The following is a 23,131-nucleotide window of genomic DNA, read 5'->3' on the forward strand; positions in this document are numbered from 1 at the left end:
CGTCCGTGCCGGAAAAACGTTGTGGAATTTTGCCTATGATCGACCTCGCATCCTGGAACCTCAGTGTCCCCGTCGGCAGCCCGCCGTACACGGTTGAAACAAACAAACTGGTGAAGGGCTACAAGAATCAATACTTCCATTCCGACACCGGCACACTGTTTTTCTGGTCGCCAGTCACAGGGACTCGCACCGAAAACGCGAAGTACCCCCGCACCGAACTCAGGGAAACCTACAGCAACGGCACCCTGAAAAACTGGTACTACCCGGACGCCGACAACTCCCTGCGCGCCACCCTGGCAGTGAACCAGGTGCCAAGCTCGGGCAAGATCGTCATCGGCCAGATCCATGCCTACGAAAGCCAGAAACCCATGGTCAAGGTCGAGTACCAGTACAAGACCGCCAGCAAGACCGGCAACATCGTCGCCAAGGTGCGCATGCACCCCGATGATGGCGAAGGACGGGTCATCACCATCGCCACCGGGGTGAAACTGGACCAGGAGTTTTCCTACCTCATCCACCTCAGCCCCGGTGGCGCGCTCGGCATCAGCGCCGCCGGCTACCAGTGGGACACCAACATCAGCGCGACCTGGCGGGTCAAACCCCTGTACTTCAAGGCCGGGGTCTATGTGCAGGACAACACCGGTTACACCAGTGAAGGCGGCAAGGTGACGTTCAGCAAGCTGGATATCGATCATGACAAGTAGACGGCAGACACCGCTCCCAGCCTGATGATCGGCAATAAAAAACCCGCATTTCTGCGGGTTTCCTGTTGTTGCCTGACGCTTAGTTGACCTTGGCGTTCAACTCACCCTTCAGGTAACGCTGGTACATCGCTTCCAGGGAGATCGGCTTGATCTTCGAAGCGTTGCCGGCGGTACCGAAGGCTTCGTAACGGGCAATGCACACGTCGCGCATGGCGGTGACGGTGGCGCCGAAGAATTTACGTGGGTCGAATTCGCTCGGGTTGGTGGCCATCAGGCGACGCATCGCGCCGGTGGACGCCAGGCGCAGGTCGGTGTCGATGTTGACCTTGCGTACGCCGTACTTGATGCCTTCGACGATTTCCTCAACCGGTACGCCGTAGGTTTCCTTGATGTCGCCACCGTACTGGTTGATGATCGCCAGCCACTCTTGCGGGACCGAAGACGAACCGTGCATCACCAGGTGGGTGTTCGGAATGCGCTTGTGGATTTCCTTGATGCGGTCGATGGCGAGCACGTCACCGGTAGGCGGCTTGGTGAACTTGTAGGCGCCGTGGCTGGTGCCGATGGCGATGGCCAGGGCATCGACCTGGGTACGCTTGACGAAGTCAGCGGCTTCTTCAGGGTCGGTCAGCATCTGGCTATGGTCCAGAACGCCTTCGGCGCCGATACCGTCTTCCTCACCGGCCATGCCGGTTTCCAGCGAACCCAGGCAGCCCAGCTCACCTTCCACCGAAACACCGCAGGCGTGAGCCATGGCCACGGTCTGCTGGGTGACGCGCACGTTGTAGTCGTAGTCAGTCGGGGTCTTGCCGTCTTCGCCCAGGGAACCGTCCATCATCACCGAGCTGAAGCCCAGCTGGATCGAACGCTGGCAGACATCAGGGCTGGTGCCGTGGTCCTGGTGCATGCACACCGGGATGTGCGGGAATTCTTCGATGGCTGCCAGGATCAGGTGACGCAGGAACGGCGCACCGGCGTATTTGCGAGCGCCGGCCGACGCCTGAACGATCACCGGAGAGTCAGTCTTGTCAGCGGCTTCCATGATGGCGCGCATCTGCTCAAGGTTGTTGACGTTGAAGGCTGGGACGCCGTAGCCGAACTCGGCTGCGTGGTCCAGCATCTGGCGCATGCTGATAAGTGCCATTGTGTGTCTCTCTCCCGGTTTGGGTCGTTAATCGTGCCAGCCTGCCGGAGCGGCGGCGGCTATTCAAGTTTTGCAGATCGGGGGTCGAGGCCCGCTCTGGTGATTCGGTACAACAAAATCGTGAGAACTGCGCAGATTCCCTGTGGGAGCGCAGTGCTTCAATTACTCGGACTTGCAACCACGGCCAATCAAATCATTGGTGGCGACCCAGTAAACCAGGCCTTCCTCACCTTTCATGTGAAACGCCAGCATGTCATTGCTGTACAGCACACCCGACGCACCTGGCTCCTCCTTCAGGCGATACACCTGATCGGCACCGCCGAGACGCACATCGACGGCCTTGCGACTGTCATCAGTGTAGCGCCAGAGCACCTTGGCCTGACTGTCGCAGGTCCAGGTCGTCCAGTTGTCCGTCGATTCGGCAGGTTTGAACAGGTCGAAACTGGAGCAACCTGCCAGCAGTGCCAGCGCCGTAATGGCGATAAAACCTTTCATCCGTGTTCCTCGACTGACGGCCACGCCGCCCGCCCTGAGTAAGGAGTCAGACCCGTCAAGGACAACCATGTTCCTTGGCGGGGGTCTGCGTTTCGTATTTGTCCAGGCCATCCGGCCCGGAGCGCTTGTTGATCACCGGGTTGGTTTCCGCTTGCCAGTCGGCCTGGTAGCAGCCCTTTTCCACGGTTTGCGGCGCAGGTTCCGGCTGGGCTTTCGGATGACTCCCGCACGCCGCCAGCAAACCCGCCACGATCAACAGCGCAAGCGTCCTGGCCATGTGAACACTCCCTCGCCTGGTCAATTCAACCCCCTCAGGCCTTGGCCCGACTTTCCAGGACTTCAACGGCTGGCAGCACTTTGCCTTCGACGAACTCGAGGAAGGCACCGCCACCGGTGGAAATGTAGGAGATACGCTCGGCAACGCCATATTTATCGATGGCCGCCAGGGTGTCGCCGCCGCCAGCGATGGAGAACGCCGCGCTTTGCGCGATGGCTTCGGCCAGCACCTTGGTGCCATTGCCGAACTGGTCGAATTCGAACACGCCGACCGGGCCGTTCCACAGGATGGTCTTCGACGACTTCAGCAGCTCGGCGAAATTCGCGGCCGTCTGTGGGCCGATGTCCAGAATCATGTCGTCGGCCGCCACGTCGGCGATCAGCTTGACTGTCGCCTCGGCGCTTTCAGCGAACTCCTTGGCGACCACGACATCCACCGGCAATGGCACGCTGACCTTGGCCGCGATGGCGCGGGCGGTGTCCAGCAGGTCCGGTTCGTACAGCGACTTGCCGACCGGGTGGCCGGCCGCAGCCAGGAAGGTGTTGGCAATGCCGCCGCCCACGATCAACTGGTCGCAGATCTGGCTCAGGCTGTTCAGCACGTCGAGCTTGGTCGACACCTTGGAGCCGGCCACGATGGCCGCCATCGGCTGGGCCGGCGAACCCAGGGCCTTGCCCAGTGCTTCCAGCTCAGCGGCCAGCAGCGGGCCCGCCGCAGCCACCTTGGCAAATTTGGCCACGCCATGGGTCGAACCCTCGGCGCGGTGGGCGGTGCCGAAGGCGTCCATCACGAAGACGTCGCACAGAGCGGCGTACTGCCGGGCCAAATCGTCGGCGTTCTTTTTCTCGCCCTTGTTGAAGCGTACGTTTTCGAACAGCACGATGTCGCCGGCCTTGACGTCAACGCCGCCCAGGTAATCGGCCACCAGCGGCACTTCACGGCCCAGGGCGCGGCTCAGGTAGTCAGCGACTGGCTTGAGGCTGTTCTCGGCGGAGAACTCGCCTTCGGTCGGACGGCCAAGGTGCGAGCAGACCATCACGGCCGCGCCTTTTTCCAGGGCCAGCTTGATGGTCGGCAGCGAAGCCAGGATTCGCGCATCGCTGGTGACTACACCGTCCTTGACTGGGACGTTGAGGTCTTCGCGGATCAGTACGCGCTTACCTTGCAGATCGAGGTCGGTCATCTTCAACACGGTCATGGGTCGCATTTCCTACTGTTTTGGAGAGCAGTGTTTTTGAGAGTCAGCTGATTGCAGATAGTGTTCCGCAACGTCCAGCATTCGGTTGGCAAAACCCCATTCGTTGTCGAACCAGGCCAGGATGTTGACCAGCCGTGGGCCGGAAACGCGGGTCTGACTGGCATCGACAATTGCCGAATGTGGGTCATGGTTGAAATCGCAACTGGCGTGAGGCAACTCGGTGTAGGCCAGAAGGCCCTTGAGCGGGCCGCTGGTGGCGGCGTCGCGCAGGATCCGGTTGACCTCGGCGGCGTCAGTGTCGCTGACGGTCTGCATCGTGATATCGAGGCAAGACACGTTCACCGTCGGTACGCGTACGGCTTTGGCCTGAATTCGCCCGGCAAGTTCCGGCAACAGGCGCTCGATGCCGCGCGCCAGACCGGTGGACACCGGGATCACCGACTGGAACGCCGAGCGGGTGCGGCGCAGGTCCTCGTGGTGATAGGCGTCGATGACCGGTTGATCGTTCATCGCCGAGTGGATGGTGGTGATCGACACGTATTCCAGACCAATGGCCTGGTCCAGCAGGCGCAACAGCGGTACGCCGCAGTTGGTGGTGCAGGAGGCGTTGGACACCAGCAGCTCGTCGCCGCTCAGGCAATCCTGGTTCACGCCATAGACGATGGTGGCGTCGACATCCGCCTCGCTGGCCATCGGCTGGGAGAACAGCACGCGGGGCGCGCCGGCGTCGAGGAAACGCTGGCCATCTTCCCGGGTGTGGTAGGCACCCGAGCACTCCAGCACCAGATCGACGCCCAACGACGCCCAATCGATGCCTTCGGGGGTGGCACTGCGCAAGACCTTCACGCAGTCGCCATTGATATGCAGACAATCGCCGTCGACCTTCACCTCGCCGGGAAAACGCCCGTGGGTGGAGTCGAAACGTGTCAGGTATTCGATACTGGCCATGTCCGCCAGATCGTTGATCGCGACAATCTCGAACCCGGCCCTCTCGCCTCGCTCGAACAACGCACGCAAGACGCAACGACCAATCCGGCCGTAGCCGTTGAGTGCAACTTTGTAGGGACGCGGTTGAGGCATGGGGTTCTCGATTACCGTGGTGATTCCGTTATCGCGTTGGTGACTGGGCCACCGCTATCGCGAGCAGGCTCGCTCCCACACGGGCCAATGTGCAGCCCTGTGGGAGCGAGCCTGCTCGCGATGACGGCAGTCCTGACCACACAGCGTGTGGATCAGTCTTCCAGCAGCTCTTCAGCCTGGCCCAGGATGTTTTCCAGGGTGAAGCCGAACTCTTCGAACAGCGCCGGTGCAGGCGCCGACTCACCGTAGGTGGTCATGCCGATGACGCGGCCTTCCAGGCCCACGTACTTGTACCAGTAGTCCGCATGGGCGGCTTCGATGGCGATTCGGGCGCCCACTTGCAACGGCAGGACCGATTGCTTGTAGTCGGCGTCCTGGGCATCGAACACGCTGGTGCAGGGCATGGAGACCACACGGACCTTGCGGCCCTGCTCGGTCAGCTTGTCGAAAGCCTGAACGGCCAGGCCGACTTCGGAACCGGTGGAGATCAGGATCAGCTCCGGCTCGCCGCTGCAGTCCTTGAGCACATAACCACCACGGGCGATGTCGGCGATCTGCAATGCGCTGCGCGCCTGATGCTGCAGGTTCTGGCGCGAGAAGATCAGCGCCGAAGGGCCGTCCTTGCGCTCGAGCGCGTGCTTCCAGCTCACCGCCGACTCAACGGCGTCGGCTGGGCGCCAGGTGTCGAGGTTCGGCGTGCAGCGCAGGCTGGCCAGTTGCTCGATAGGCTGGTGCGTCGGACCGTCTTCGCCCAGGCCGATGGAATCGTGGGTGTAGACGTGGATCACGCGCTGCTTCATCAGCGCCGACATGCGCACGGCATTGCGTGCGTATTCCATGAACATCAGGAAGGTCGCGCCGTACGGCACCAGACCGCCGTGCAGGGCCACGCCGTTCATGATCGCGGTCATGCCGAATTCGCGCACGCCGTAGTACATGTAGTTGCCGCTGGCGTCTTCGGCGCTGACACCTTTGCAACCTTTCCAAAGGGTCAGGTTGGAACCGGCCAGGTCGGCCGAGCCGCCGAGAAACTCGGGCAGCAGCGGGCCGAAGGCGTTCAGGGTGTTCTGGCTGGCCTTGCGGCTGGCGATGGTTTCGCCCTTGGCGGCCACTTCGGCGATGTAGGCGTCGGCCTTTTCGCTGAAGTCAGCCGGCAGTTCACCGCTCAGGCGACGAATCAGCTCATTGGCTTCGGTCGGGAACGCGGCGGAGTAGGCAGCGAAACGCTGATCCCACTCGGCTTCGGCGGCGCGGCCGGCTTCCTTGGCGTCCCACTCGGCATAAATGTCGGCCGGGATTTCGAATGGACCGTGATTCCACTTCAGCGCCTCGCGGGTCAAGGCGATTTCCGCGTCGCCCAGCGGGGCGCCGTGGCAATCTTCCTTGCCTTGCTTGTTCGGCGAACCGAAACCGATGGTGGTCTTGCAGCAGATCAGGGTTGGCTGTGCGCTTTTGCGAGCCGTCTCGATGGCGGTCTTGATCTCTTCAGGATCGTGACCGTCGACATTGCGGATCACCTGCCAGTTGTAGGCTTCGAAACGCTTAGGCGTGTCGTCGGTGAACCAGCCTTCGACTTCGCCGTCGATGGAAATGCCGTTGTCATCGTAGAAGGCAATCAGTTTACCCAGGCCCAAGGTGCCGGCCAGGGAGCCAACTTCGTGGGAAATGCCTTCCATCATGCAGCCATCACCCAGGAACACGTAGGTGTGGTGATCGACGATGTTATGGCCGGGACGGTTGAACTGAGCCGCCAGGACTTTTTCCGCCAGTGCAAAGCCCACGGCGTTGGCCAACCCCTGGCCCAGTGGGCCGGTGGTGGTTTCAACACCCGGGGTGTAGCCGAACTCCGGGTGGCCCGGGGTGCGGCTGTGCAGTTGGCGGAAGTTTTTCAGGTCATCGATCGACAGGTCGTAGCCAGTCAGGTGCAGCAGCGAGTAGATCAGCATCGAGCCATGGCCGTTGGACAGCACGAAGCGGTCACGGTCGGCGAACGATGGATTGCTCGGGTTGTGCTTCAGGTAGTCACGCCACAGTACTTCGGCGATATCCGCCATACCCATCGGGGCACCGGGATGGCCGCTGTTGGCTTTTTGCACGGCATCCATGCTGAGGGCACGAATGGCGTTGGCACGCTCACGACGGCTGGGCATCGCTGATCTCCTAGGGTTTGAATAAAACGAAACGGAAAAAAGGCGAGCATTTTCCCTCACCGACCCGCCTCGGGGCAATGACAGATAGTCATCTGGACGTGTTTTTCCGGTGGATAAATTCTCATTCGCCTGGTGAAACCTTTCCGCTGACGATTTGTAGAGTGACCCGCGCCCCGAGAAGTGCCATCTATCGTGCAATATCAAAACTTTTTGATATTGCCCTTGCGGTGTTTTCCGGCCGTCACTAGACTGCTGCCCCTATGAACTTGCGCGTGCCTTCCATTCAACATGACGATTGCGACGAACTGGCGGCCCTGTGCAAGGCCGGCGGCGATCCACTGCGGTTGAATGTCTTGCGCGCACTGGCCAACGATTCGTTTGGTGTGCTGGAGCTGGCGCAGATCTTCGGCATCGGCCAGTCGGGCATGAGCCATCACCTCAAGGTCCTGGCCCAGGCCGGTCTGGTGGCGACGCGCCGTGAAGGCAACGCGATCTTCTATCGCCGCGCCCTGCCCCATACCGAACAGTTGGGCGGCAAGCTGCATGCCGCGCTGCTCGATGAAGTGGATAACCTGACCCTGCCTGCCGACGTGCAGTCGCGGATCGGTCAGGTCCATGGGCAGCGAGCGGCGGCCAGCCAGGACTTTTTTTCACGGGTCGCGGAAAAGTTTCGTGCCCAGCAGGACTTGATTGCCGGCCTGCCACAGTACCGCGAAAGCGTGGTGGCCCTGCTCGACAAACTGAGTTTCAACGAAGGCGCCAGCGCCATCGAAGTCGGCCCCGGCGACGGCGCATTTCTGCCGGAACTGGCGCGACGCTTCGGTCACGTCACGGCACTGGACAACAGCCCGGCCATGCTTGAACTGGCACGCCAGGTCTGTGAGCGCGAAAAGCTGGCTAACGTCAGCCTGCAACTGGCCGATGCACTGACGGGTGTCAGCCTGCAGGCCGATTGCGTGGTACTGAACATGGTGTTGCACCACTTTGCTGCGCCGGCCGATGCCCTAAAGCACATGGCCGGCCTGCTGCAACCGGGCGGTAGCCTGCTTGTGACAGAGTTATGCAGCCACAACCAGAGTTGGGCCAGGGAGGCCTGCGGTGATCTGTGGTTGGGGTTTGAACAGGACGACTTGGCCCGTTGGGCCACCGCTGCGGGACTCGTTCCCGGGGAAAGCCTCTATGTAGGCTTACGTAATGGTTTCCAGATCCAGGTCCGCCACTTTCAGCGGCCGGCTGGCGACACTCACCATCGGTAAATTCAGGAAAAAATCGAGATGAGCGAATACTCCCTCTTCACCTCCGAGTCCGTGTCCGAAGGGCATCCGGACAAAATCGCCGACCAGATTTCCGATGCGGTGCTGGACGCCATCATTGCCGAAGACAAGTTCGCCCGCGTGGCGTGCGAAACGCTGGTGAAAACCGGCGTGGCAATCATTGCAGGTGAAGTCACCACGTCGGCCTGGGTCGACCTGGAAGAGATCGTGCGTAACGTGATTCTCGACATCGGCTACAACAGCTCCGACGTCGGCTTCGACGGCGCGACCTGCGGTGTGATGAACATCATTGGCAAGCAGTCCCCTGACATCAACCAGGGTGTCGACCGCGCCAAGCCGGAAGATCAGGGTGCCGGCGACCAAGGCCTGATGTTCGGCTACGCCAGCAACGAAACCGACGTGCTGATGCCAGCGCCGATCACCTTCTCGCACCAGCTTGTGCAAAGGCAAGCCGAAGCCCGCAAATCCGGCCTGCTGCCGTGGCTGCGCCCGGACGCCAAGTCGCAAGTGACCTGCCGTTACGAAGGCGGCAAGGTGGTGGGTATCGACGCCGTTGTATTGTCGACCCAGCACAACCCGGACGTGTCGTACAACGACCTGCGCGAAGGCGTGATGGAGCTGATCGTCAAGCACGTACTGCCTGCCGAGCTGCTGACCAAGGACACCCAGTTCCACATTAACCCGACGGGCCAGTTCATCATCGGTGGCCCGGTGGGCGACTGCGGCCTGACCGGCCGCAAGATCATCGTCGACAGCTACGGCGGCATGGCCCGTCACGGTGGCGGCGCATTCTCCGGTAAAGATCCATCCAAGGTTGACCGTTCAGCCGCCTACGCCGGTCGGTATGTCGCCAAGAACATCGTGGCGGCCGGCCTGGCCGAGCGTTGCGAGATTCAGGTTTCCTACGCGATTGGTGTTGCGCAGCCGACTTCGATCTCGCTGAACACCTTCGGCACCGGCAAAATCAGCGATGACAAAATCATCAAGCTGGTTCGCGAAGTGTTCGACCTGCGTCCCTACGCAATCACCACCATGCTCGACCTGCTGCACCCGATGTACCAGGACACCGCGGCATACGGCCACTTCGGCCGCACCCCGGCGACCAAAACAGTGGGCGAAGACACCTTCACCACCTTCACCTGGGAAAAAACCGACCGCGCCGAACAGCTGCGCTCGGCTGCCGGCCTCTAAGGCCGCCCTGGCGGTGCCCAAAGCCCCGCACGGTTCGCCGTGCGGGGCTTTTTGTTGGCGCTGACCTTGCACCGGGCAGCGGCTTTCGCGAGCAGGCTCGCTCCCACGGGCTCTGTGTCGGGCCCGGAAAACATCGCGCGAACGAACCGGGTCGCGAAGACACCCAACGGAAACACCGGGTAAAACACCCTTTCGTCCTGGCAGAAAAACACCGGCTAGCCTTCAGGCATTCCATTGAGCAAGGACGCTCACGATGCTTGTGCGACTGTTTTTCGGTTTTTTCCTGGCCTTTTCCTGGACCGCCTCAACCGCTGCCGACTGCCCCGACTGGCCACCCGCCCGGGCGCTGAATCAAATCGCCGCCCTGCAGAAACACATCGACCACTGGGACGAAAGCTACCATCGTGACGGACGCTCGCTGGTCGCTGACGAACTCTACGATCAGTCACGCTTGCGACTGGGCGAATGGCGCACGTGCTTCAACGCCGGTCAGGCACCCACCCCCTTGCGGACCGCTGGCGGAACCGTCGCTCACCCGATCGTCCACACCGGCCTGGAGAAACTGCACGATCAACACGCGGTCGAGCAGTGGCTGCGCCACCGCAAGGACATCTGGATACAGCCCAAGGTAGACGGCGTGGCCGTCACCCTGGTTTATCGCGGCGGGACGCTGCACCAGGCCATCAGTCGCGGCGATGGCCTGACTGGCCAGGACTGGACCGCCACGGCGCGGCTGATCCCGGCCATCCCCCACACCCTGACCCGGCCCGTGGACCTGCGAGTGCAAGGCGAACTTTATTGGCGTCTGGACGATCATGTACAAGCCCGGGCCGGCAGCCTCAATGCACGCAGCAGGGTCGCTGGCCTGATGGCCCGCAAGTCGCTCACCCCTGGGCAAACCGCCGGCATCGGGCTGTTTGTCTGGGACTGGCCAGAAGGCCCCGCCGACCTGCCCTCGCGCATCGACGCGCTGGATGAACTGGGGTTCCCCGGCACAACGCCGTACAGCCAGCCGATCCGGTCACTGGCCGACGCCGAACAGTGGCGCAATCGCTGGTATCGCTCGCCCCTGCCCTTCGCCAGCGACGGCGTGGTCTTGCGCCAGAGCCAGCGCCCACCGGCCGAACGCTGGCAGACAAAACCGCCCTTTTGGGCCGTTGCCTGGAAATACCCTTTTGCCCAGGCGCTGGCCGAAGTGAGAAAGGTCGAGTTCAAGGTCGGTCGCACCGGACGGATCACCCCCATGCTGGAGTTGAAACCGGTGCGGCTCGACGACCGGCAGATCAGGCACGTAAGCCTCGGCTCCCTGCGTCGCTGGGAGACGCTGGACATCCGCCCCGGCGATCAGGTCGCCATCAGCCTCGCCGGGCTGACGATCCCGAGGCTGGACGGGGTGGTTCTGCGCGCCACCGAGCGCACCGACCTGGAGGTGCCATTGGCCGCCGACTTCCATCCGTTGAGCTGCTGGCAGCCGACGCCAGGGTGCAAAAGCCAGTTTCTCGCACGCCTGGCCTGGCTCAGCGGAAAACAGGGCCTGGCCCTGCCCCACGTCGGTCCAGGCACCTGGGAGAAACTTCTCGAAACGGGTCACCTCGGCAGTCTGCTGGATTGGTTGACCCTCGACGCCCAAGAGCTTGCTAACATTGACGGCTTCGGCGAACGCCAGGCGACTCGCCTCTTGAACAGTTTCAACAGTGCCCGCCAACGTCCGTTTTATCGCTGGCTCAAAGCTCTGGGTTTACCGCCAACCGGCCAGGCACGACTTGCTGACTCATGGCAGGTGCTGGCTCAACGAAACATCGCACAATGGCAGGCCGAGTCCGGTATCGGACCGGGACGGGCAGCGCAACTGAGCGCGTTTTTCCGCGACCCGCAGGTACTGGCCTTGAGCGAAACATTGCGTGCAGCAGGGATCGACGGTTTCCAGTGACCGCGATAGCTCGCCTGCCCGGGAACCCAAAGTGACCGGAGGGCTCAAACGCCCAGCGCCGCATCGACCCGATTGCAATTGCACATGGAGCTTTTATGAAATGTCTTTCACCGCTCGTCTTGCTGACCCTATGCGGCGTGATGGCCGCTCCGCTGATGGCGGCCGAGCAGGCGCCGGAGCTGACCGGTTGCGCCGCCAAGAAGCAGAGCATCATCAGCCAGATCGAACTGGCCAAATCCCAGGGCAACACCGATCAGCAGGCAGGCCTTGAAAAGGCCCTGGGCGAAGTCACCGACCACTGCACCGATGCCTCGCTGAAGAAGGAACGGGAAAACAAGGTCCTCGACGCCCGGCACGAAGTCAGCAAACGCCAGGCCGATCTCGAAAAAGCCATGAAAAAAGGCGACCCCGAGAAGATCAACAAGCGCAAGGACAAACTGGCCGAGTCCCGCAAGGAACTGCAGGACGCCCTGGATGAGCTGGATAAATGAAGACAGCGGGTCGATCGCTCCCACGCCCGGCGTGGGAAGGACCGCCCCCCATCAATGATCCCTGAATTCCTTATGGCACGCACTGCAGGCATCTTCGACTTTCTGTACCGCCGGCCCAAGGTTGCTCGCCTTGTAAGGCTGGACCTTGCTGGCAACCACCAATTCACCGGTGGCGGCTTCGAGGGTGCGAGCCAGCTCCTGAAAACGTGCCTGCTTCTGCCAGACATCGTCCTTGGCGCTGCTGTGATCTTCTTCGCGCACCTGCGGGAAATGTTTCCACGGCTCGTGGGACAGCGCATCGAGCTTCACGGCGCCCTCGGCAAATCGGGGCCCGTCGAACGGGATGCGACCACGCAACATGCCACCCAGGTCTTCGCCGGTCTTGAGCATTTGCTTGAAGATCGCCTTGCGCTGACCCAGTGGCGAATTCGGGTCGACACCACCGCACGCGGACAACGTCAGGCAGGCCATCAATACAACGGTCATTTTTTTCAAAGTCATGGTGGCTTCAGGTCGCGGAAATCGGCGGCCAGTATCCTCGCGTCACCGGCAAACACCAATAGCCCTATTAACAATAAGGGTTGTTCGGGCGCAGCAAACGCCCGGGCAACCGACACAGGAATGATTTCATGAACAGCCGTTTCAAGGCATGGCGGGCCCACCTCGCGTGGACACTGCCGATGGTCGCCGTGCTCGCAGGCTGCACCGGCGGTGACAGTGGTCAACCGAAAACCCACGCCCTGGCGACCTATTCCAGCGCCTCCTGGGAAGCGCTGCCCGCCGTCACCGACAGCGACCTGGTGGCCGGCTTTGGCTCATGGCGCAGCGCCTGTGCCCGACTCAAGGCCGACGCGGTCTGGGGCTCGACCTGCGCCGCTGCCGCCAATGTGCCGCAGACCGCCAGCGAAATCCGCGCCTTTCTCAAGCAACACCTCGATGTCTATGGTCTGCGGGCCGCCAACGACAACCCCAACGGCCTGATCACCGGCTACTACGAGCCGGTCTACCCCGGCAGCCTGACCCAGACCACCGTGGCGAACATCCCGGTGTACGGCGTGCCCGAGGACATGATCATCGTCGCCCTCGACAGCCTCTACCCGGAACTCAAGGGCAAACGCCTGCGTGGAAGGCTCGAAGGCCGCGTGCTCAAGCCATACGACGATGCGGCCACGATTGAAAGCAAGGGGGTCAAGGCGCCCGTGGTGGCGTGGCTGACCGACCCGATGAACCTGCAATTCCTCCAGATACAGGGCTCCGGCCGTATTCAGCTCGACGATGGCCGCCAGTTGCGCATCGCCTATTCCGACCAGAATGGCCATCCGTATCGCCCGATAGGTCGCTGGCTGGTGGAACAAGGTGAACTGAAGAAAGAAGAGGTGACCATGGGCGCCATCAGCGACTGGGCCAAGGCTCATCCCGAGCGTATCCCGCAGTTGCTCGGCAGCAACCCCAGTTATGTGTTCTTCACCCGCAACCCGGACAGCAACGAAGGCCCTCGTGGCTCGCTGAACGTGCCTCTGACCGCCGGTTACAGCGCGGCAGTGGACCGCAAGGTGATCCCGCTGGGCAGCCTCATGTGGTTGTCGACCACCCGACCGGACGGCACGCCACTGGTTCGCCCGGTGGCCGCCCAGGACACGGGAGGCGCGATTACCGGCGAAGTCCGTGCGGACCTGTTCTGGGGCACAGGCGAAGCGGCCGGGCAACTGGCAGGCGACATGAAACAACAGGGTCAGATCTGGATGCTGTGGCCAAAAGGCGCGGCATTGCCGCAAGTGCCACAGGTGGCTGATCAGTAAATCCGCGAGGCAGATAGATCGCTTCGTCGGAACGCCGCCCGAAGCAGGCTCGCTGCCACAGAAGCATGCGCTTCAATCGTGGGAGCGAGCCTGCTCCGGGCGGCGTTCCGACGATGGGGCCCGCAAAATCGACAGGTGCCGCCTTTCAGGCCGAAACCCAGAACAACCCCACAATCAGCCCCGCCCCCACGAACCACACCAGCGAGCGCAGAATCGCCCAGTCCGCCAGGTAGCAAATGATGTACAGCAGGCGGCTGGTGATGAACAGGACCGACAGCACATTGATCGTCACCAGTTCGGCGTTGCCCGCCAGGTGCGCGACGATCACGGCGGCGGCAAAGGCCGGGGTGATTTCAAAACTGTTCAATTGCGCCGCGTGCGCGCGCCGGCCGAACCCTTCCAGCGAATCGAGAAAATCCCGGGGATCGTGGTTGTCCTGCAGCCGGTAGCCGCCACTGATCTTCGCCACGAGCGTGCACAGGTAAGGCAGGACAATCGCGATCAAAATGCACCACAGAGCCACCGTCATAAAAGTCATCCCTTCTTGGTTTTCAGGTATGGAGCTGTTATCGATCCGTCAGAACTTCATCACCAGTATGCCGATCAACACCAGTCCACAGGCTAAGAGCCGCGGCCTGCCGAAAGGTTCTTTCAAGTAGCGCATGCCGAACAGCACCACCAGAATCACACTGATCTCGCGCAACGCCGCCGCTTCGGCAATCGACCCCAGCTGCATCGCCCACAGCACCAGAGCGTAGCTGAACAACACGCAGAACCCGACCGCCAGGCCCAGTCGCCACTGCTCGCGCCAGAATGACCTGAAGGCCGGGCGCTTGCGTACCAGCGCCAGCAATGGAAACGGCCAGGCGCTGAGCAGCGTGACCCAGACCAGGTAATCCAGCGGATGTGACCAGCGCCGCAGCGCCTGGCCGTCGATGAAGGTGTAGCAACCGATGCACAGGCCGATCAGCACCACCACCGGCAGCATCGACCATGGCAGGCGCGCACCGCCACCGCCCTGCCACAACAGGCAGACCATGCCGAAGGGGATGAGCAGGATGCCGAAGATCTGCTGATGGGTCAGCTCCTCCCCGGCAAAGATCAGCGTCAACGCCAGGACCACCAACGGCGACAGGCCGCGCATCAACGGATAGACCAACCCCAGGTCACCGACGCGATAAGCCTGGATCAGCAAATAGCGATAGAGCAATTCGAACGCCGCCGAGGCCAGGATCCATGGCCAGATGTCCATCGGCGGCAACGCCACGAACGGCAGCATCAGCGCGACGAACAACAGTGCGACGCTGTCCATGCACGCCACCACCAGCAGCCGTTCGGCGCTGAACTTGATCAGGGTATTCCACGCCGCATGCAACAGCGCCGCCACCAACACCAACGCCGTCGCAAGCACGGCACACTCCTTTCATGGCCCCCTCCAACAGGGTTCGGGGGAAGAATTGATTCGCCATATTTCAGCAGCTGTTTATACTGCAAGCGACCACGCCGCACTCAGTTGCGCACAGACTAATTCCAATAATTTCTGCTTCGGGCCGCTTTCAAGACGACGGCTCCTGGCATGCGTATGCCTGATCGCCGCGCCAAAACGATAGAAAGAGACCTTGCGCATGCCCCTCGCCTTGCTTGCCCTCGCTGTTGCCGCGTTCGGCATCGGCACCACTGAATTCGTCATCATGGGCCTGCTGCCCGATGTCGCCCGGGACCTCTCGGTCAGCATTCCCCACGCCGGTCTGCTGATCACCGGCTATGCCCTGGGCGTCGTGTTCGGCGCCCCGATCCTTGCGGTCGGCACTGCCAACATGCCGCGCAAGGCCACCCTGCTGGGCATGACGCTGATGTTCATCCTGGGCAACACGCTCTGCGCGCTGGCACCGAACTATGCCACGCTGATGGCCGCCCGGGTGGTGACCGCGCTGTGCCATGGTGCGTTTTTCGGCATCGGCTCGGTGGTGGCCGCCGGGTTGGTAGCGCCGAACAAACGGGCCCAGGCCATTGCCATGATGTTCACCGGCCTGACCCTGGCCAATGTGCTCGGCGTGCCGTTGGGCACTGCACTGGGCCAATACGCCGGCTGGCGCTCGACGTTCTGGGCGGTGTCGGTGATCGGCGTGATCGCCGCCATTGCCCAATGGGTCTGGCTGCCGAAAGAGATCGCCATGGACAAGGCCAACCTGGCCAGCGAGCTCAAGGTGCTGGGTAAAGCCAGTGTGTTGCTTGCCCTGGGAATGAGCGTGCTGGCCTCGACCAGCCTGTTCAGCGTGTTCACCTACATCGCGCCGATCCTGCAGGACATCACCGGCGTCAGCCCCCATGGCGTGACGATCATGCTGCTGTTGTTCGGCGTGGGCTTGACCGCCGGCAGCATGCTCGGTGGCCGCCTGGCCGACAGCCGCCTGCTGCCCTCGCTGGTGGGCATGGCCCTGGCCGTGGTGCTGGTGCTGGCCGCGTTCAGCCAGACCAGCCGCTCGGTGATCCCGGCGGCGGTGACCCTGGTGCTGTGGGGGATTTTTGCCTTTGCCCTGTGCCCGATCCTGCAACTGCTGATCATCGACCAGGCCCATGAAGCCCCCAACCTCGGTTCGACCCTGAACCAGAGCGCCTTCAACCTCGGCAACGCCGCCGGCGCCTGGATCGGCGGGTTGGTGGTCGCCAGCGGCGCGGACCTGGCGGACCTGCCCTGGACCGGCGCCCTGGTGAGTGGCTTGACGGTATTGACCGCGCTCTACTTCATCTACCGGCAGCGTCGTGACATTGCGGTGATCGCTGCAAAAGGTTAGCCGCCGGATCGAACCAGACCTTTGATGGGAAACACCCTGCCGACACACCCGGCAATCTGGACGCAGGTTGTACGAAACATCTACAGCCCCCTCCAATCTTCCCAGCGATCGATTTGAAAGGCCCTATTCAGGGCCTTTCAACGCAGACCCCAGGACGTCCCGAACCGCCGCCGGGTATGTGTGCCGAGCCATTTCCTCATGCTCCGCTGCTGACTCGTCTCGCCTAAAGTGCCGTTTTTCACTCCCAAGGACGAGACGCCCCATGATCAGCCCCACGCTTTCCTCATCGCCCGTTTCAAGCCCGTCATCGCCGCCTGACAGGCCTGCGTCCCACGCCGTCACTGGCGGTGACGTCGACTGGGGTGACTTCGCCAAGGGATCTGCCCACGTGGGCCAAGGTCGAGCACAAACGCTCGTGCACGCACTGACCGAGCGGAAACTGTCGATTCGCCAATTCGCCAATGGCGTCATCGAAGTGGAGCTCAAGCGCCCCGCCATCGAACGACTGGTGCTCAGTGGTGGGGGCGCCAAGGGCGTTGCGTTCTCCGGAATGGTCAAGGCATTGGCAGACCATCAGGCACTGGACCCGATACGCACCCTCTCGGGTTCATCAGCGGGCGCCATTTCCGCCGCACTCCTGGCCAGCGGCATGGGGCCAGCGGACTTCGACAGGCTGTCGGATGAAACCAACCTCGTCTCGCTGCTCGACAGCCAGAGCAAAATGCTGGGACCGATACAGCAGGTCAGTTCCACCCTGGGACGCGGTATTGCCAAACTACCCGGCAAGGCTGGCAGCATCGGCCAATTGCTGTTCGACCTGATGCCGCGCTTGCAATCCAAGGCCACGCCGCTGGAAAACCTGATCCGCGAAAAAATGATCGAGTCGATTCAGGCCTGCGTTGCCCGGGCGTCGGGGGACCCACAGCGCGCACTTTCGCCGGCGGGCGTAATCCGACTGGCGCAAATAAGAAGCCAGGGGTTCGTGACATTTGCCGACCTGGCGACCCTGAGCAATGACCTGCCTGAAATCAAGCAACTGAACGTCACCGGCACGGCCATGTTCGACGGACGTCCGCAAATGGTGGTGTTCAATGCCAGTTTGACTCCGGACATGGACGTCGCCCGCGCGGCCCATATTTCCGGCTCGCTGCCGGTGGTCTTCGCCCAACCCTCGGAACAGCACCTGCCATTCCAGGCGGGCCCGCAGCGCACCTTCTTTCAAGATGGAGGGATCATGCTCAACACGCCGGTTCTGGACCTGTACGAACCGCAATTTTCGGCGAGCGTCATGCCCGACAGTGAACAGCTGGTGCTCAAGTTCGAGAGCGCGCAGAGCAAGAAGAAAAATGATCGCGGCACCCTGTTCTCGACCCTGGCCGACCGGTTTATCGGTGCGCCCTACTCAGCCCGACACGCCCAGCAAAACGCCGGCCTCGCGGCGTTTGCCAACCAGATCGTCACCGTGCGCCTGAAGGTCGACAAAGGCGATTTCACCGGTACGCTGCAGGGCACCGTCAACTTCAACATGGCCAACGAACACAAGAACCATTTGCAGCAAACGCTGGAATTCGACGTGCAGCAGTACCTGGCCCGTCATCAGCAGTGCCAGACGTACACCTTCGCATCGATGGGGGGAGCCCTGCTGGCATTGAACGAGTCGATGTTCGAAGCAGCGGCGCTTGAGTTGCATGATCACCCCGACGCGGCTGCCGTCATCGAGTTCCGGCATCACGCGCAACAGGCGCTGGCCGATCTCAAGCGCACCCTGGTCGCTGTCGCTGCCACCCAGGAAGGACCATTGACCCTGACCGCGCCCCTTCGCGTCGCCGTGGACGCCCTGGATCAGCTGGGTGATGCGCCCGGCAAACGGGCGTGGCTGGCGAAACAGCTCAACCAGGGCAGCGACCCGGTGTTCATGTCGTTACTGCAAGCAGTAAAACGCCTGGACGCTGGTTCGACGGGGGAAAAATCCCCGGTCATGAGCGAGGCGATCCAGGAGATGGACCGGCGCGATATCGTCACCAAAAGCGAGAACTTCATTCGCGAAGTGATCTACCCCTCGCTGTTTCGCCTGGGCCAGCCTGACTCGAACGTCACATTGCTGAGCGCGGCCATTGAGGACTTGCACAATGTCCTCACGCGCGAAGGTTTCAATGAGGTATTGAATCGGATCGCCAATCAGTACGTCCCGCGCACGTGGCCGTCCTCTAAGCGAGCGTTCAGCTCCACGACGGTTGATCAGGCCCGCGCCTGGCTGATCCGCGGCGGATGATCGAAAAACCCGCGCTGGCGCGCATCATTGCCGGTCGTCCTTGTCGACCGGCGTCCCGGTCTCTGTCCCCTTGTCGCTGGGTGCGCCGGACTCACTGCGAATCTGCGCGTGGCTGATCAGCGCGAAAATGAAGCTGCCGCCGATGATGTTCCCCGCCAGCGTGGGCCCGGCGAACACCAGCCAGAAATCCCTCCACGGCAGCTCCCCGGCAAACACCAGGTACGACACCTCCAGCGAACCGACCACGATGTGGGTGAAATCACCCAGCGCCATGAAGTAGGTGATGAGGACGATGATCCACACCTTCGCGCTTTCCATGGACGGAATCATCCACACCATGGTGGCGATCATCCAGCCGGAAATAATGCCTTTGGAGAACATCTGGCTGGGATCGCTCTCCATGACTTTGCGACCGATGTCGAGGAAGGCGATGTCCGTCTTGCTGTCGAAAATCGGCAGTTCCAGCATCACATAGGCCACCAGCAAGGTGCCACAGAGGTTGCCCACCAGCACCACCGACCACAACCGCAGCAATCGAGCGAAGTTGCCCAGCGTGGGCTTGCTCATGATCGGCAGCACCGCCGTCAGGGTGTTTTCGGTGAACAGTTGCTGGCGGGCGAGGATCACCGCGAGAAACCCGGCGCAGTAACCGAAACTGGCGATCACCTTGAAACCCTCGCCCTCGGGCAGTCGCGAGTTCAGCAACCCCATGGCCATCAGCGACAGCCCCATGGTCAGGCCTGCGGCAAGGGCTGACCACCAGAGCGCGGCGATGCTGCGCTCCAGTTCCAGGTCGCCCTGGGTGCGGATGATCTCGTGCAGCACCGCCGCGCGCGGTGGCTGGTTCTTTTCGACCTCGTGCCGCTCTTTCGCCGAGAGGTCCGGAGTCTTGCCGTCTTTGCGGGTATTCATAGCGTTCCTGAACCTGTGGCGTGCAATGTAACTACGACACGCAGGGTTCGGCGCTGTTCAGTGGTCGCCCGCTAAATCATCGATGGGCTGACGCCTGGAATGACAGTGGGGGCGAGCCTGCTCGCGATGATGGTTGTGCAGACACCTCGATGATGACTGTCAGGCCGCTATCGCGGGCAGGCTCGCTCCCCACATCGGCTTCAGGGTCTACCCACCCCTCAATCGTGGATCTGGTCATCCTTGAACTGGTCCTTGACGTACCTGATCTCGGTCCGGCCGTGGGGCGCGGGCAGGCCGTCCTCACCGAGGTTGACGAAGACCATCTTCTCCACCGTCAGGATGCTTTTGCGGGTGATCTTGTTGCGCACTTCACACGTCAGGGTGATCGAGGTGCGGCCGAATTCGGTGGCCGTGATGCCCAGCTCGATGATGTCGCCCTGGCGCGAGGCGCTGACGAAATTGATTTCGGAAATGTATTTGGTGACCACGCGCTGGTTGCCCAGCTGGACGATGGCGTAGATCGCCGCTTCTTCGTCGATCCAGCGCAACAGGCTGCCGCCGAACAGCGTGCCGTTGGGGTTCAGGTCTTCCGGTTTTACCCATTTGCGGGTGTGAAAATTCATACACTCTCCTGACCGTCTTGCCGATTGATGCCACGCATCATGGCAGAGCGCGGGCTAGAGCTCTATCAGGCATCGACTATGGTCTCGATTACCGTTCGGGCATTGACTTGCAGAAAGGCTTTGGAAGATCAGCATAGCCCGCTATAATCGCCCCCGTTTCAAAACGGTAACTTCCGATTGCTACCGTTTTCCCGCCACCTGTCCGAGGGGCGCTGCAGCAGGTTCGACCTGTCAGGCTCGGATGGGGCGTTGTCAGGCCAATGCCCGACACTAAACGCACAACGGCGCCCATTCGCATACATTACGAATGGAGGCTCTCATGAGCGCTGTAATCACGCCTGCAGGTTTTACCGACTATAAAGTCGCCGACATGTCCCTCGCCGCCTGGGGCCGTCGCGAAACCATCATCGCCGAATCGGAAATGCCTGCCCTGATGGGTCTGCGCCGCAAGTACTCCGAAGAGCAACCGCTCAAGGGCGCGAAGATCCTCGGCTGCATCCACATGACCATTCAGACTGCCGTGCTGATCGAAACCCTGGTTGCCCTGGGTGCCGAAGTCCGCTGGTCGTCCTGCAACATTTTCTCGACTCAGGACCAGGCTGCCGCCTCCATCGCCGCGGCCGGCATTCCGGTCTTCGCCTGGAAAGGCGAGACTGAAGAAGAGTACGAGTGGTGCCTGGAGCAGACCATCCTCAAGGATGGCGCGCCTTGGGACGCCAACATGATCCTCGACGACGGCGGCGACCTGACCGAGCTGCTGCACAAGAAATACCCGCAAGTACTGGATCGCGTCCACGGCGTGACCGAAGAAACCACCACCGGCGTTCACCGCCTGCTGGACATGCTCGCCAAGGGCGAACTGAAGATCCCGGCCATCAACGTCAACGACTCGGTGACCAAGAGCAAGAACGACAACAAGTACGGCTGCCGTCACAGCCTGAACGATGCGATCAAGCGCGGCACCGACCACCTGCTGTCCGGCAAGCAAGCGCTGGTCATCGGTTACGGTGACGTGGGCAAGGGCTCGGCCCAGTCCCTGCGTCAGGAAGGCATGATCGTCAAGGTCTCCGAAGTCGACCCGATCTGCGCCATGCAAGCCTGCATGGACGGTTTCGAACTGGTATCGCCGTTCATCGACGGTATCAACGACGGCACCGAAGCCAGCATCGACAAGGCCCTGCTGGGCAAGATCGACCTGATCGTGACCACCACCGGTAACGTCAATGTTTGCGATGCAAACATGCTCAAGGCCCTGAAGAAGCGCGCTGTCGTCTGCAACATCGGTCACTTCGACAACGAAATCGACACCGCTTTCATGCGCAAGAACTGGGCATGGGAAGAAGTGAAGCCACAGGTGCACAAGATCCACCGTACCGGTGCCGGCAGCTTCGATGCCCAGAACGACGACTACCTGATCCTGCTGGCCGAAGGCCGTCTGGTGAACCTGGGTAACGCCACCGGTCACCCAAGCCGCATCATGGACGGTTCGTTCGCCAACCAGGTACTGGCGCAGATCTTCCTGTTCGGCCAGAAGTACGCCGACCTGTCGCCAGCCCAGAAAGCCGAGCGCCTGACCGTTGAAGTACTGCCGAAGAAACTCGACGAAGAAGTGGCCCTGGAAATGGTCCGCGGTTTCGGCGGCGTCGTGACTCAACTGACCAAGACCCAGGCCGACTACATCGGCGTGGCCGTCGAAGGTCCGTTCAAGCCGCACGCTTACCGCTACTAACAGGCGCTGATTTTCGCCTTCCCTGTGGGAGCGAGCCTGCTCGCGATGATGGCCGTACAAACATCTCGACGATGACTGTCAGACCGCTATCGCGAGCAGGCTCGCTCCCGCATTGGACTGTGTTGTCTCGCAGACTCCTGTGTATCCAAGGATATGACCATGTCCCAAGATCGTCGCTACAGTTTCGAGTTCTTCCCGACGAAGACCGATGCTGGGCATGAAAAGCTGCTCGCCACTGCTCGTCAGCTGGCTACCTACAACCCCGATTTCTTCTCCTGCACCTATGGCGCCGGCGGTTCGACCCGTGATCGAACCCTCAACACCGTGTTGCAACTCGAAAGCGAAGTCAAAGTCCCGGCCGCACCGCACCTGTCATGCGTGGGCGATAGCAAGGACGACCTGCGCAGCCTGCTGGCGCAATACAAGTCTGCCGGCATCAAGCGCATCGTTGCCCTGCGCGGTGACCTGCCTTCGGGCATGGGCATGGCCAGCGGCGAGCTGCGCCATGCCAACGACCTGGTTGAATTCATTCGTGAAGAAACCGCTGATCACTTTCACATCGAAGTCGCCGCCTACCCCGAAATGCATCCGCAGGCACGCAATTTCGAAGACGATCTCCTCAACTTCGTGCGCAAGGCCAACGCCGGTGCCGACAGTGCGATCACCCAGTATTTCTTCAACGCCGACAGCTATTTCTACTTCGTCGAGCGTGTACGGTCGATGGGCGTAAACATCCCGATCGTGCCGGGGATCATGCCGATCACCAACTACAGCAAGCTGGCGCGCTTCTCCGATGCCTGCGGTGCGGAAATCCCGCGCTGGATCCGCAAGCAACTGGAAGCCTACGGCGACGACACCCGAAGCATTCAGGGCTTTGGCGAGCAGGTCATCACCGAGATGTGCGAACGCCTGCTGCAAGGTGGCGCGCCGGGACTGCACTTCTACACCCTGAACCAGGCCGAAGCGAGCCTGGCGGTGTGGAACAACCTGAAGCTGCCACGTTAAGCGAGCCGCCAGGCAAGCTAGAAAAATCGCCGTTTCCGGCAGTGCCCGCAGGCGTTCACGCG

General features: G+C 61.7%; 21 protein-coding genes and 1 riboswitch. Of the genes, 10 read left to right on the top strand and 11 right to left on the bottom strand.

All coding sequences use genetic code 11. The features are described from left to right. Nucleotides 1-35: 35 nt before the first annotated feature. Nucleotides 36-704 (top strand): polysaccharide lyase family 7 protein, encoded by a 669-nt coding sequence (locus IB249_RS16855; protein WP_192306730.1) that lies wholly within the window; start codon nt 36-38, stop codon nt 702-704. Nucleotides 705-783: 79 nt separating this feature from the next. Here IB249_RS16855 and fba read toward each other — a convergent pair whose 3' ends face one another. The 6 genes from fba to tkt form a co-directional block, all read right to left on the bottom strand. Beyond that, nucleotides 784-1,848, bottom strand: coding sequence for a class II fructose-bisphosphate aldolase (gene fba, locus IB249_RS16860; RefSeq protein WP_007913760.1), 1,065 nt, complete (start codon nt 1,846-1,848; stop codon nt 784-786). A 162-nt stretch (nt 1,849-2,010) separates the two neighbouring features. Next, on the bottom strand, nt 2,011-2,343 hold the full coding sequence (locus tag IB249_RS16865; RefSeq protein ID WP_192306731.1) for an MliC family protein: 333 nt from the start codon (nt 2,341-2,343) through the stop codon (nt 2,011-2,013). A 55-nt stretch (nt 2,344-2,398) separates the two neighbouring features. Then, entirely contained in the window at nt 2,399-2,620 is a 222-nt protein-coding gene (locus IB249_RS16870) for a hypothetical protein (protein WP_192306733.1), read from the bottom strand. 34 nt (nt 2,621-2,654) lie between these two features. Beyond that, nucleotides 2,655-3,818, bottom strand: a complete 1,164-nt coding sequence (locus tag IB249_RS16875) for a phosphoglycerate kinase (RefSeq protein WP_192306735.1) — start codon at nt 3,816-3,818, stop codon at nt 2,655-2,657. Between the two features lie 12 nt (nt 3,819-3,830). Continuing rightward, nucleotides 3,831-4,898, bottom strand: a complete 1,068-nt coding sequence (epd, locus tag IB249_RS16880) for an erythrose-4-phosphate dehydrogenase (RefSeq protein ID WP_192306736.1) — start codon at nt 4,896-4,898, stop codon at nt 3,831-3,833. 152 nt (nt 4,899-5,050) lie between these two features. Further along, nucleotides 5,051-7,048 (bottom strand): transketolase, encoded by a 1,998-nt coding sequence (tkt, locus tag IB249_RS16885; RefSeq protein ID WP_192306738.1) that lies wholly within the window; start codon nt 7,046-7,048, stop codon nt 5,051-5,053. A gap of 260 nt (nt 7,049-7,308) precedes the next feature. Between tkt and IB249_RS16890 the strand changes: the two genes are divergently transcribed. From IB249_RS16890 to IB249_RS16905, 4 genes are all read left to right on the top strand, one after another. Next, nucleotides 7,309-8,304, top strand: coding sequence for an ArsR/SmtB family transcription factor (locus IB249_RS16890; RefSeq protein ID WP_192306742.1), 996 nt, complete (start codon nt 7,309-7,311; stop codon nt 8,302-8,304). 18 nt (nt 8,305-8,322) lie between these two features. Then, complete coding sequence (gene metK / locus IB249_RS16895) at nt 8,323-9,513, top strand: methionine adenosyltransferase (RefSeq protein WP_192306744.1); 1,191 nt, start codon at nt 8,323-8,325, stop codon at nt 9,511-9,513. Between the two features lie 253 nt (nt 9,514-9,766). After that, the gene (ligB, locus tag IB249_RS16900; protein WP_192306746.1) at nt 9,767-11,443 is read left to right on the top strand and encodes an NAD-dependent DNA ligase LigB; all 1,677 of its coding nucleotides are present in this window, start codon (nt 9,767-9,769) and stop codon (nt 11,441-11,443) included. A 95-nt stretch (nt 11,444-11,538) separates the two neighbouring features. Then, nucleotides 11,539-11,934, top strand: a complete 396-nt coding sequence (locus IB249_RS16905) for a DUF1090 domain-containing protein (protein ID WP_192306748.1) — start codon at nt 11,539-11,541, stop codon at nt 11,932-11,934. A 51-nt stretch (nt 11,935-11,985) separates the two neighbouring features. On the opposite strand, the gene IB249_RS16910 is transcribed toward IB249_RS16905, so the two are convergent. Further along, complete coding sequence (locus IB249_RS16910) at nt 11,986-12,435, bottom strand: c-type cytochrome (RefSeq protein ID WP_192306750.1); 450 nt, start codon at nt 12,433-12,435, stop codon at nt 11,986-11,988. Nucleotides 12,436-12,563: 128 nt separating this feature from the next. On the opposite strand from IB249_RS16910, the gene IB249_RS16915 reads away from it, so the two are divergent. Then, complete coding sequence (locus IB249_RS16915) at nt 12,564-13,733, top strand: murein transglycosylase A (RefSeq protein WP_192306752.1); 1,170 nt, start codon at nt 12,564-12,566, stop codon at nt 13,731-13,733. A gap of 145 nt (nt 13,734-13,878) precedes the next feature. On the opposite strand, the gene IB249_RS16920 is transcribed toward IB249_RS16915, so the two are convergent. Together IB249_RS16920 and IB249_RS16925 are read right to left on the bottom strand one after the other, a co-directional pair. Further along, nucleotides 13,879-14,262: an MAPEG family protein gene (locus IB249_RS16920; RefSeq protein WP_192306753.1), complete on the bottom strand. Its 384-nt coding sequence runs from the start codon at nt 14,260-14,262 to the stop codon at nt 13,879-13,881. 48 nt (nt 14,263-14,310) lie between these two features. Continuing rightward, nucleotides 14,311-15,144: an EamA family transporter gene (locus IB249_RS16925; RefSeq protein WP_192306754.1), complete on the bottom strand. Its 834-nt coding sequence runs from the start codon at nt 15,142-15,144 to the stop codon at nt 14,311-14,313. Between the two features lie 214 nt (nt 15,145-15,358). Here IB249_RS16925 and IB249_RS16930 point away from each other — a divergent pair, with 214 nt between their 5' ends. Together IB249_RS16930 and IB249_RS16935 are read left to right on the top strand one after the other, a co-directional pair. Continuing rightward, entirely contained in the window at nt 15,359-16,528 is a 1,170-nt protein-coding gene (locus IB249_RS16930) for an MFS transporter (protein ID WP_192306755.1), read from the top strand. A 388-nt stretch (nt 16,529-16,916) separates the two neighbouring features. Further along, a complete protein-coding gene (locus tag IB249_RS16935; protein WP_192306757.1) occupies nt 16,917-18,800 on the top strand; it encodes a patatin-like phospholipase family protein in 1,884 nt (627 codons plus the stop codon). Between the two features lie 24 nt (nt 18,801-18,824). On the opposite strand, the gene IB249_RS16940 is transcribed toward IB249_RS16935, so the two are convergent. Then, a complete protein-coding gene (locus IB249_RS16940) occupies nt 18,825-19,712 on the bottom strand; it encodes a formate/nitrite transporter family protein (RefSeq protein WP_192306759.1) in 888 nt (295 codons plus the stop codon). A gap of 218 nt (nt 19,713-19,930) precedes the next feature. Then, on the bottom strand, nt 19,931-20,335 hold the full coding sequence (locus IB249_RS16945) for an acyl-CoA thioesterase (RefSeq protein WP_192306760.1): 405 nt from the start codon (nt 20,333-20,335) through the stop codon (nt 19,931-19,933). A gap of 198 nt (nt 20,336-20,533) precedes the next feature. Further along, nucleotides 20,534-20,632, top strand: a riboswitch (S-adenosyl-L-homocysteine riboswitch). A gap of 22 nt (nt 20,633-20,654) precedes the next feature. Between IB249_RS16945 and ahcY the strand changes: the two genes are divergently transcribed. Both ahcY and metF read left to right on the top strand, forming a co-directional pair. Next, on the top strand, nt 20,655-22,064 hold the full coding sequence (gene ahcY / locus IB249_RS16950; RefSeq protein WP_192306761.1) for an adenosylhomocysteinase: 1,410 nt from the start codon (nt 20,655-20,657) through the stop codon (nt 22,062-22,064). Nucleotides 22,065-22,223: 159 nt separating this feature from the next. Then, nucleotides 22,224-23,069, top strand: a complete 846-nt coding sequence (gene metF, locus IB249_RS16955; RefSeq protein WP_192306762.1) for a methylenetetrahydrofolate reductase [NAD(P)H] — start codon at nt 22,224-22,226, stop codon at nt 23,067-23,069. Nucleotides 23,070-23,131: the final 62 nt, after the last annotated feature.

The sequence above is a fragment of the Pseudomonas sp. PDM04 genome, assembly GCF_014851765.1.
Taxonomy (GTDB): Bacteria; Pseudomonadota; Gammaproteobacteria; order Pseudomonadales; family Pseudomonadaceae; genus Aquipseudomonas.

What these genes read in the sequence shown, in the direction of transcription:
- IB249_RS16855 (WP_192306730.1), top strand. Translation starts at nt 36, where the DNA reads ATGATCGACCTCGCATCCTGGAACCTCAGTGTCCCCGTCGGCAGCCCG.
- fba (WP_007913760.1), bottom strand. Translation starts at nt 1,848, where the DNA reads ATGGCACTTATCAGCATGCGCCAGATGCTGGACCACGCAGCCGAGTTC.
- IB249_RS16865 (WP_192306731.1), bottom strand. Translation starts at nt 2,343, where the DNA reads ATGAAAGGTTTTATCGCCATTACGGCGCTGGCACTGCTGGCAGGTTGC.
- IB249_RS16870 (WP_192306733.1), bottom strand. Translation starts at nt 2,620, where the DNA reads ATGGCCAGGACGCTTGCGCTGTTGATCGTGGCGGGTTTGCTGGCGGCG.
- IB249_RS16875 (WP_192306735.1), bottom strand. Translation starts at nt 3,818, where the DNA reads ATGACCGTGTTGAAGATGACCGACCTCGATCTGCAAGGTAAGCGCGTA.
- epd (WP_192306736.1), bottom strand. Translation starts at nt 4,898, where the DNA reads ATGCCTCAACCGCGTCCCTACAAAGTTGCACTCAACGGCTACGGCCGG.
- tkt (WP_192306738.1), bottom strand. Translation starts at nt 7,048, where the DNA reads ATGCCCAGCCGTCGTGAGCGTGCCAACGCCATTCGTGCCCTCAGCATG.
- IB249_RS16890 (WP_192306742.1), top strand. Translation starts at nt 7,309, where the DNA reads ATGAACTTGCGCGTGCCTTCCATTCAACATGACGATTGCGACGAACTG.
- metK (WP_192306744.1), top strand. Translation starts at nt 8,323, where the DNA reads ATGAGCGAATACTCCCTCTTCACCTCCGAGTCCGTGTCCGAAGGGCAT.
- ligB (WP_192306746.1), top strand. Translation starts at nt 9,767, where the DNA reads ATGCTTGTGCGACTGTTTTTCGGTTTTTTCCTGGCCTTTTCCTGGACC.
- IB249_RS16905 (WP_192306748.1), top strand. Translation starts at nt 11,539, where the DNA reads ATGAAATGTCTTTCACCGCTCGTCTTGCTGACCCTATGCGGCGTGATG.
- IB249_RS16910 (WP_192306750.1), bottom strand. Translation starts at nt 12,435, where the DNA reads ATGACTTTGAAAAAAATGACCGTTGTATTGATGGCCTGCCTGACGTTG.
- IB249_RS16915 (WP_192306752.1), top strand. Translation starts at nt 12,564, where the DNA reads ATGAACAGCCGTTTCAAGGCATGGCGGGCCCACCTCGCGTGGACACTG.
- IB249_RS16920 (WP_192306753.1), bottom strand. Translation starts at nt 14,262, where the DNA reads ATGACGGTGGCTCTGTGGTGCATTTTGATCGCGATTGTCCTGCCTTAC.
- IB249_RS16930 (WP_192306755.1), top strand. Translation starts at nt 15,359, where the DNA reads ATGCCCCTCGCCTTGCTTGCCCTCGCTGTTGCCGCGTTCGGCATCGGC.
- IB249_RS16940 (WP_192306759.1), bottom strand. Translation starts at nt 19,712, where the DNA reads ATGAATACCCGCAAAGACGGCAAGACTCCGGACCTCTCGGCGAAAGAG.
- IB249_RS16945 (WP_192306760.1), bottom strand. Translation starts at nt 20,335, where the DNA reads ATGAATTTTCACACCCGCAAATGGGTAAAACCGGAAGACCTGAACCCC.
- ahcY (WP_192306761.1), top strand. Translation starts at nt 20,655, where the DNA reads ATGAGCGCTGTAATCACGCCTGCAGGTTTTACCGACTATAAAGTCGCC.
- metF (WP_192306762.1), top strand. Translation starts at nt 22,224, where the DNA reads ATGTCCCAAGATCGTCGCTACAGTTTCGAGTTCTTCCCGACGAAGACC.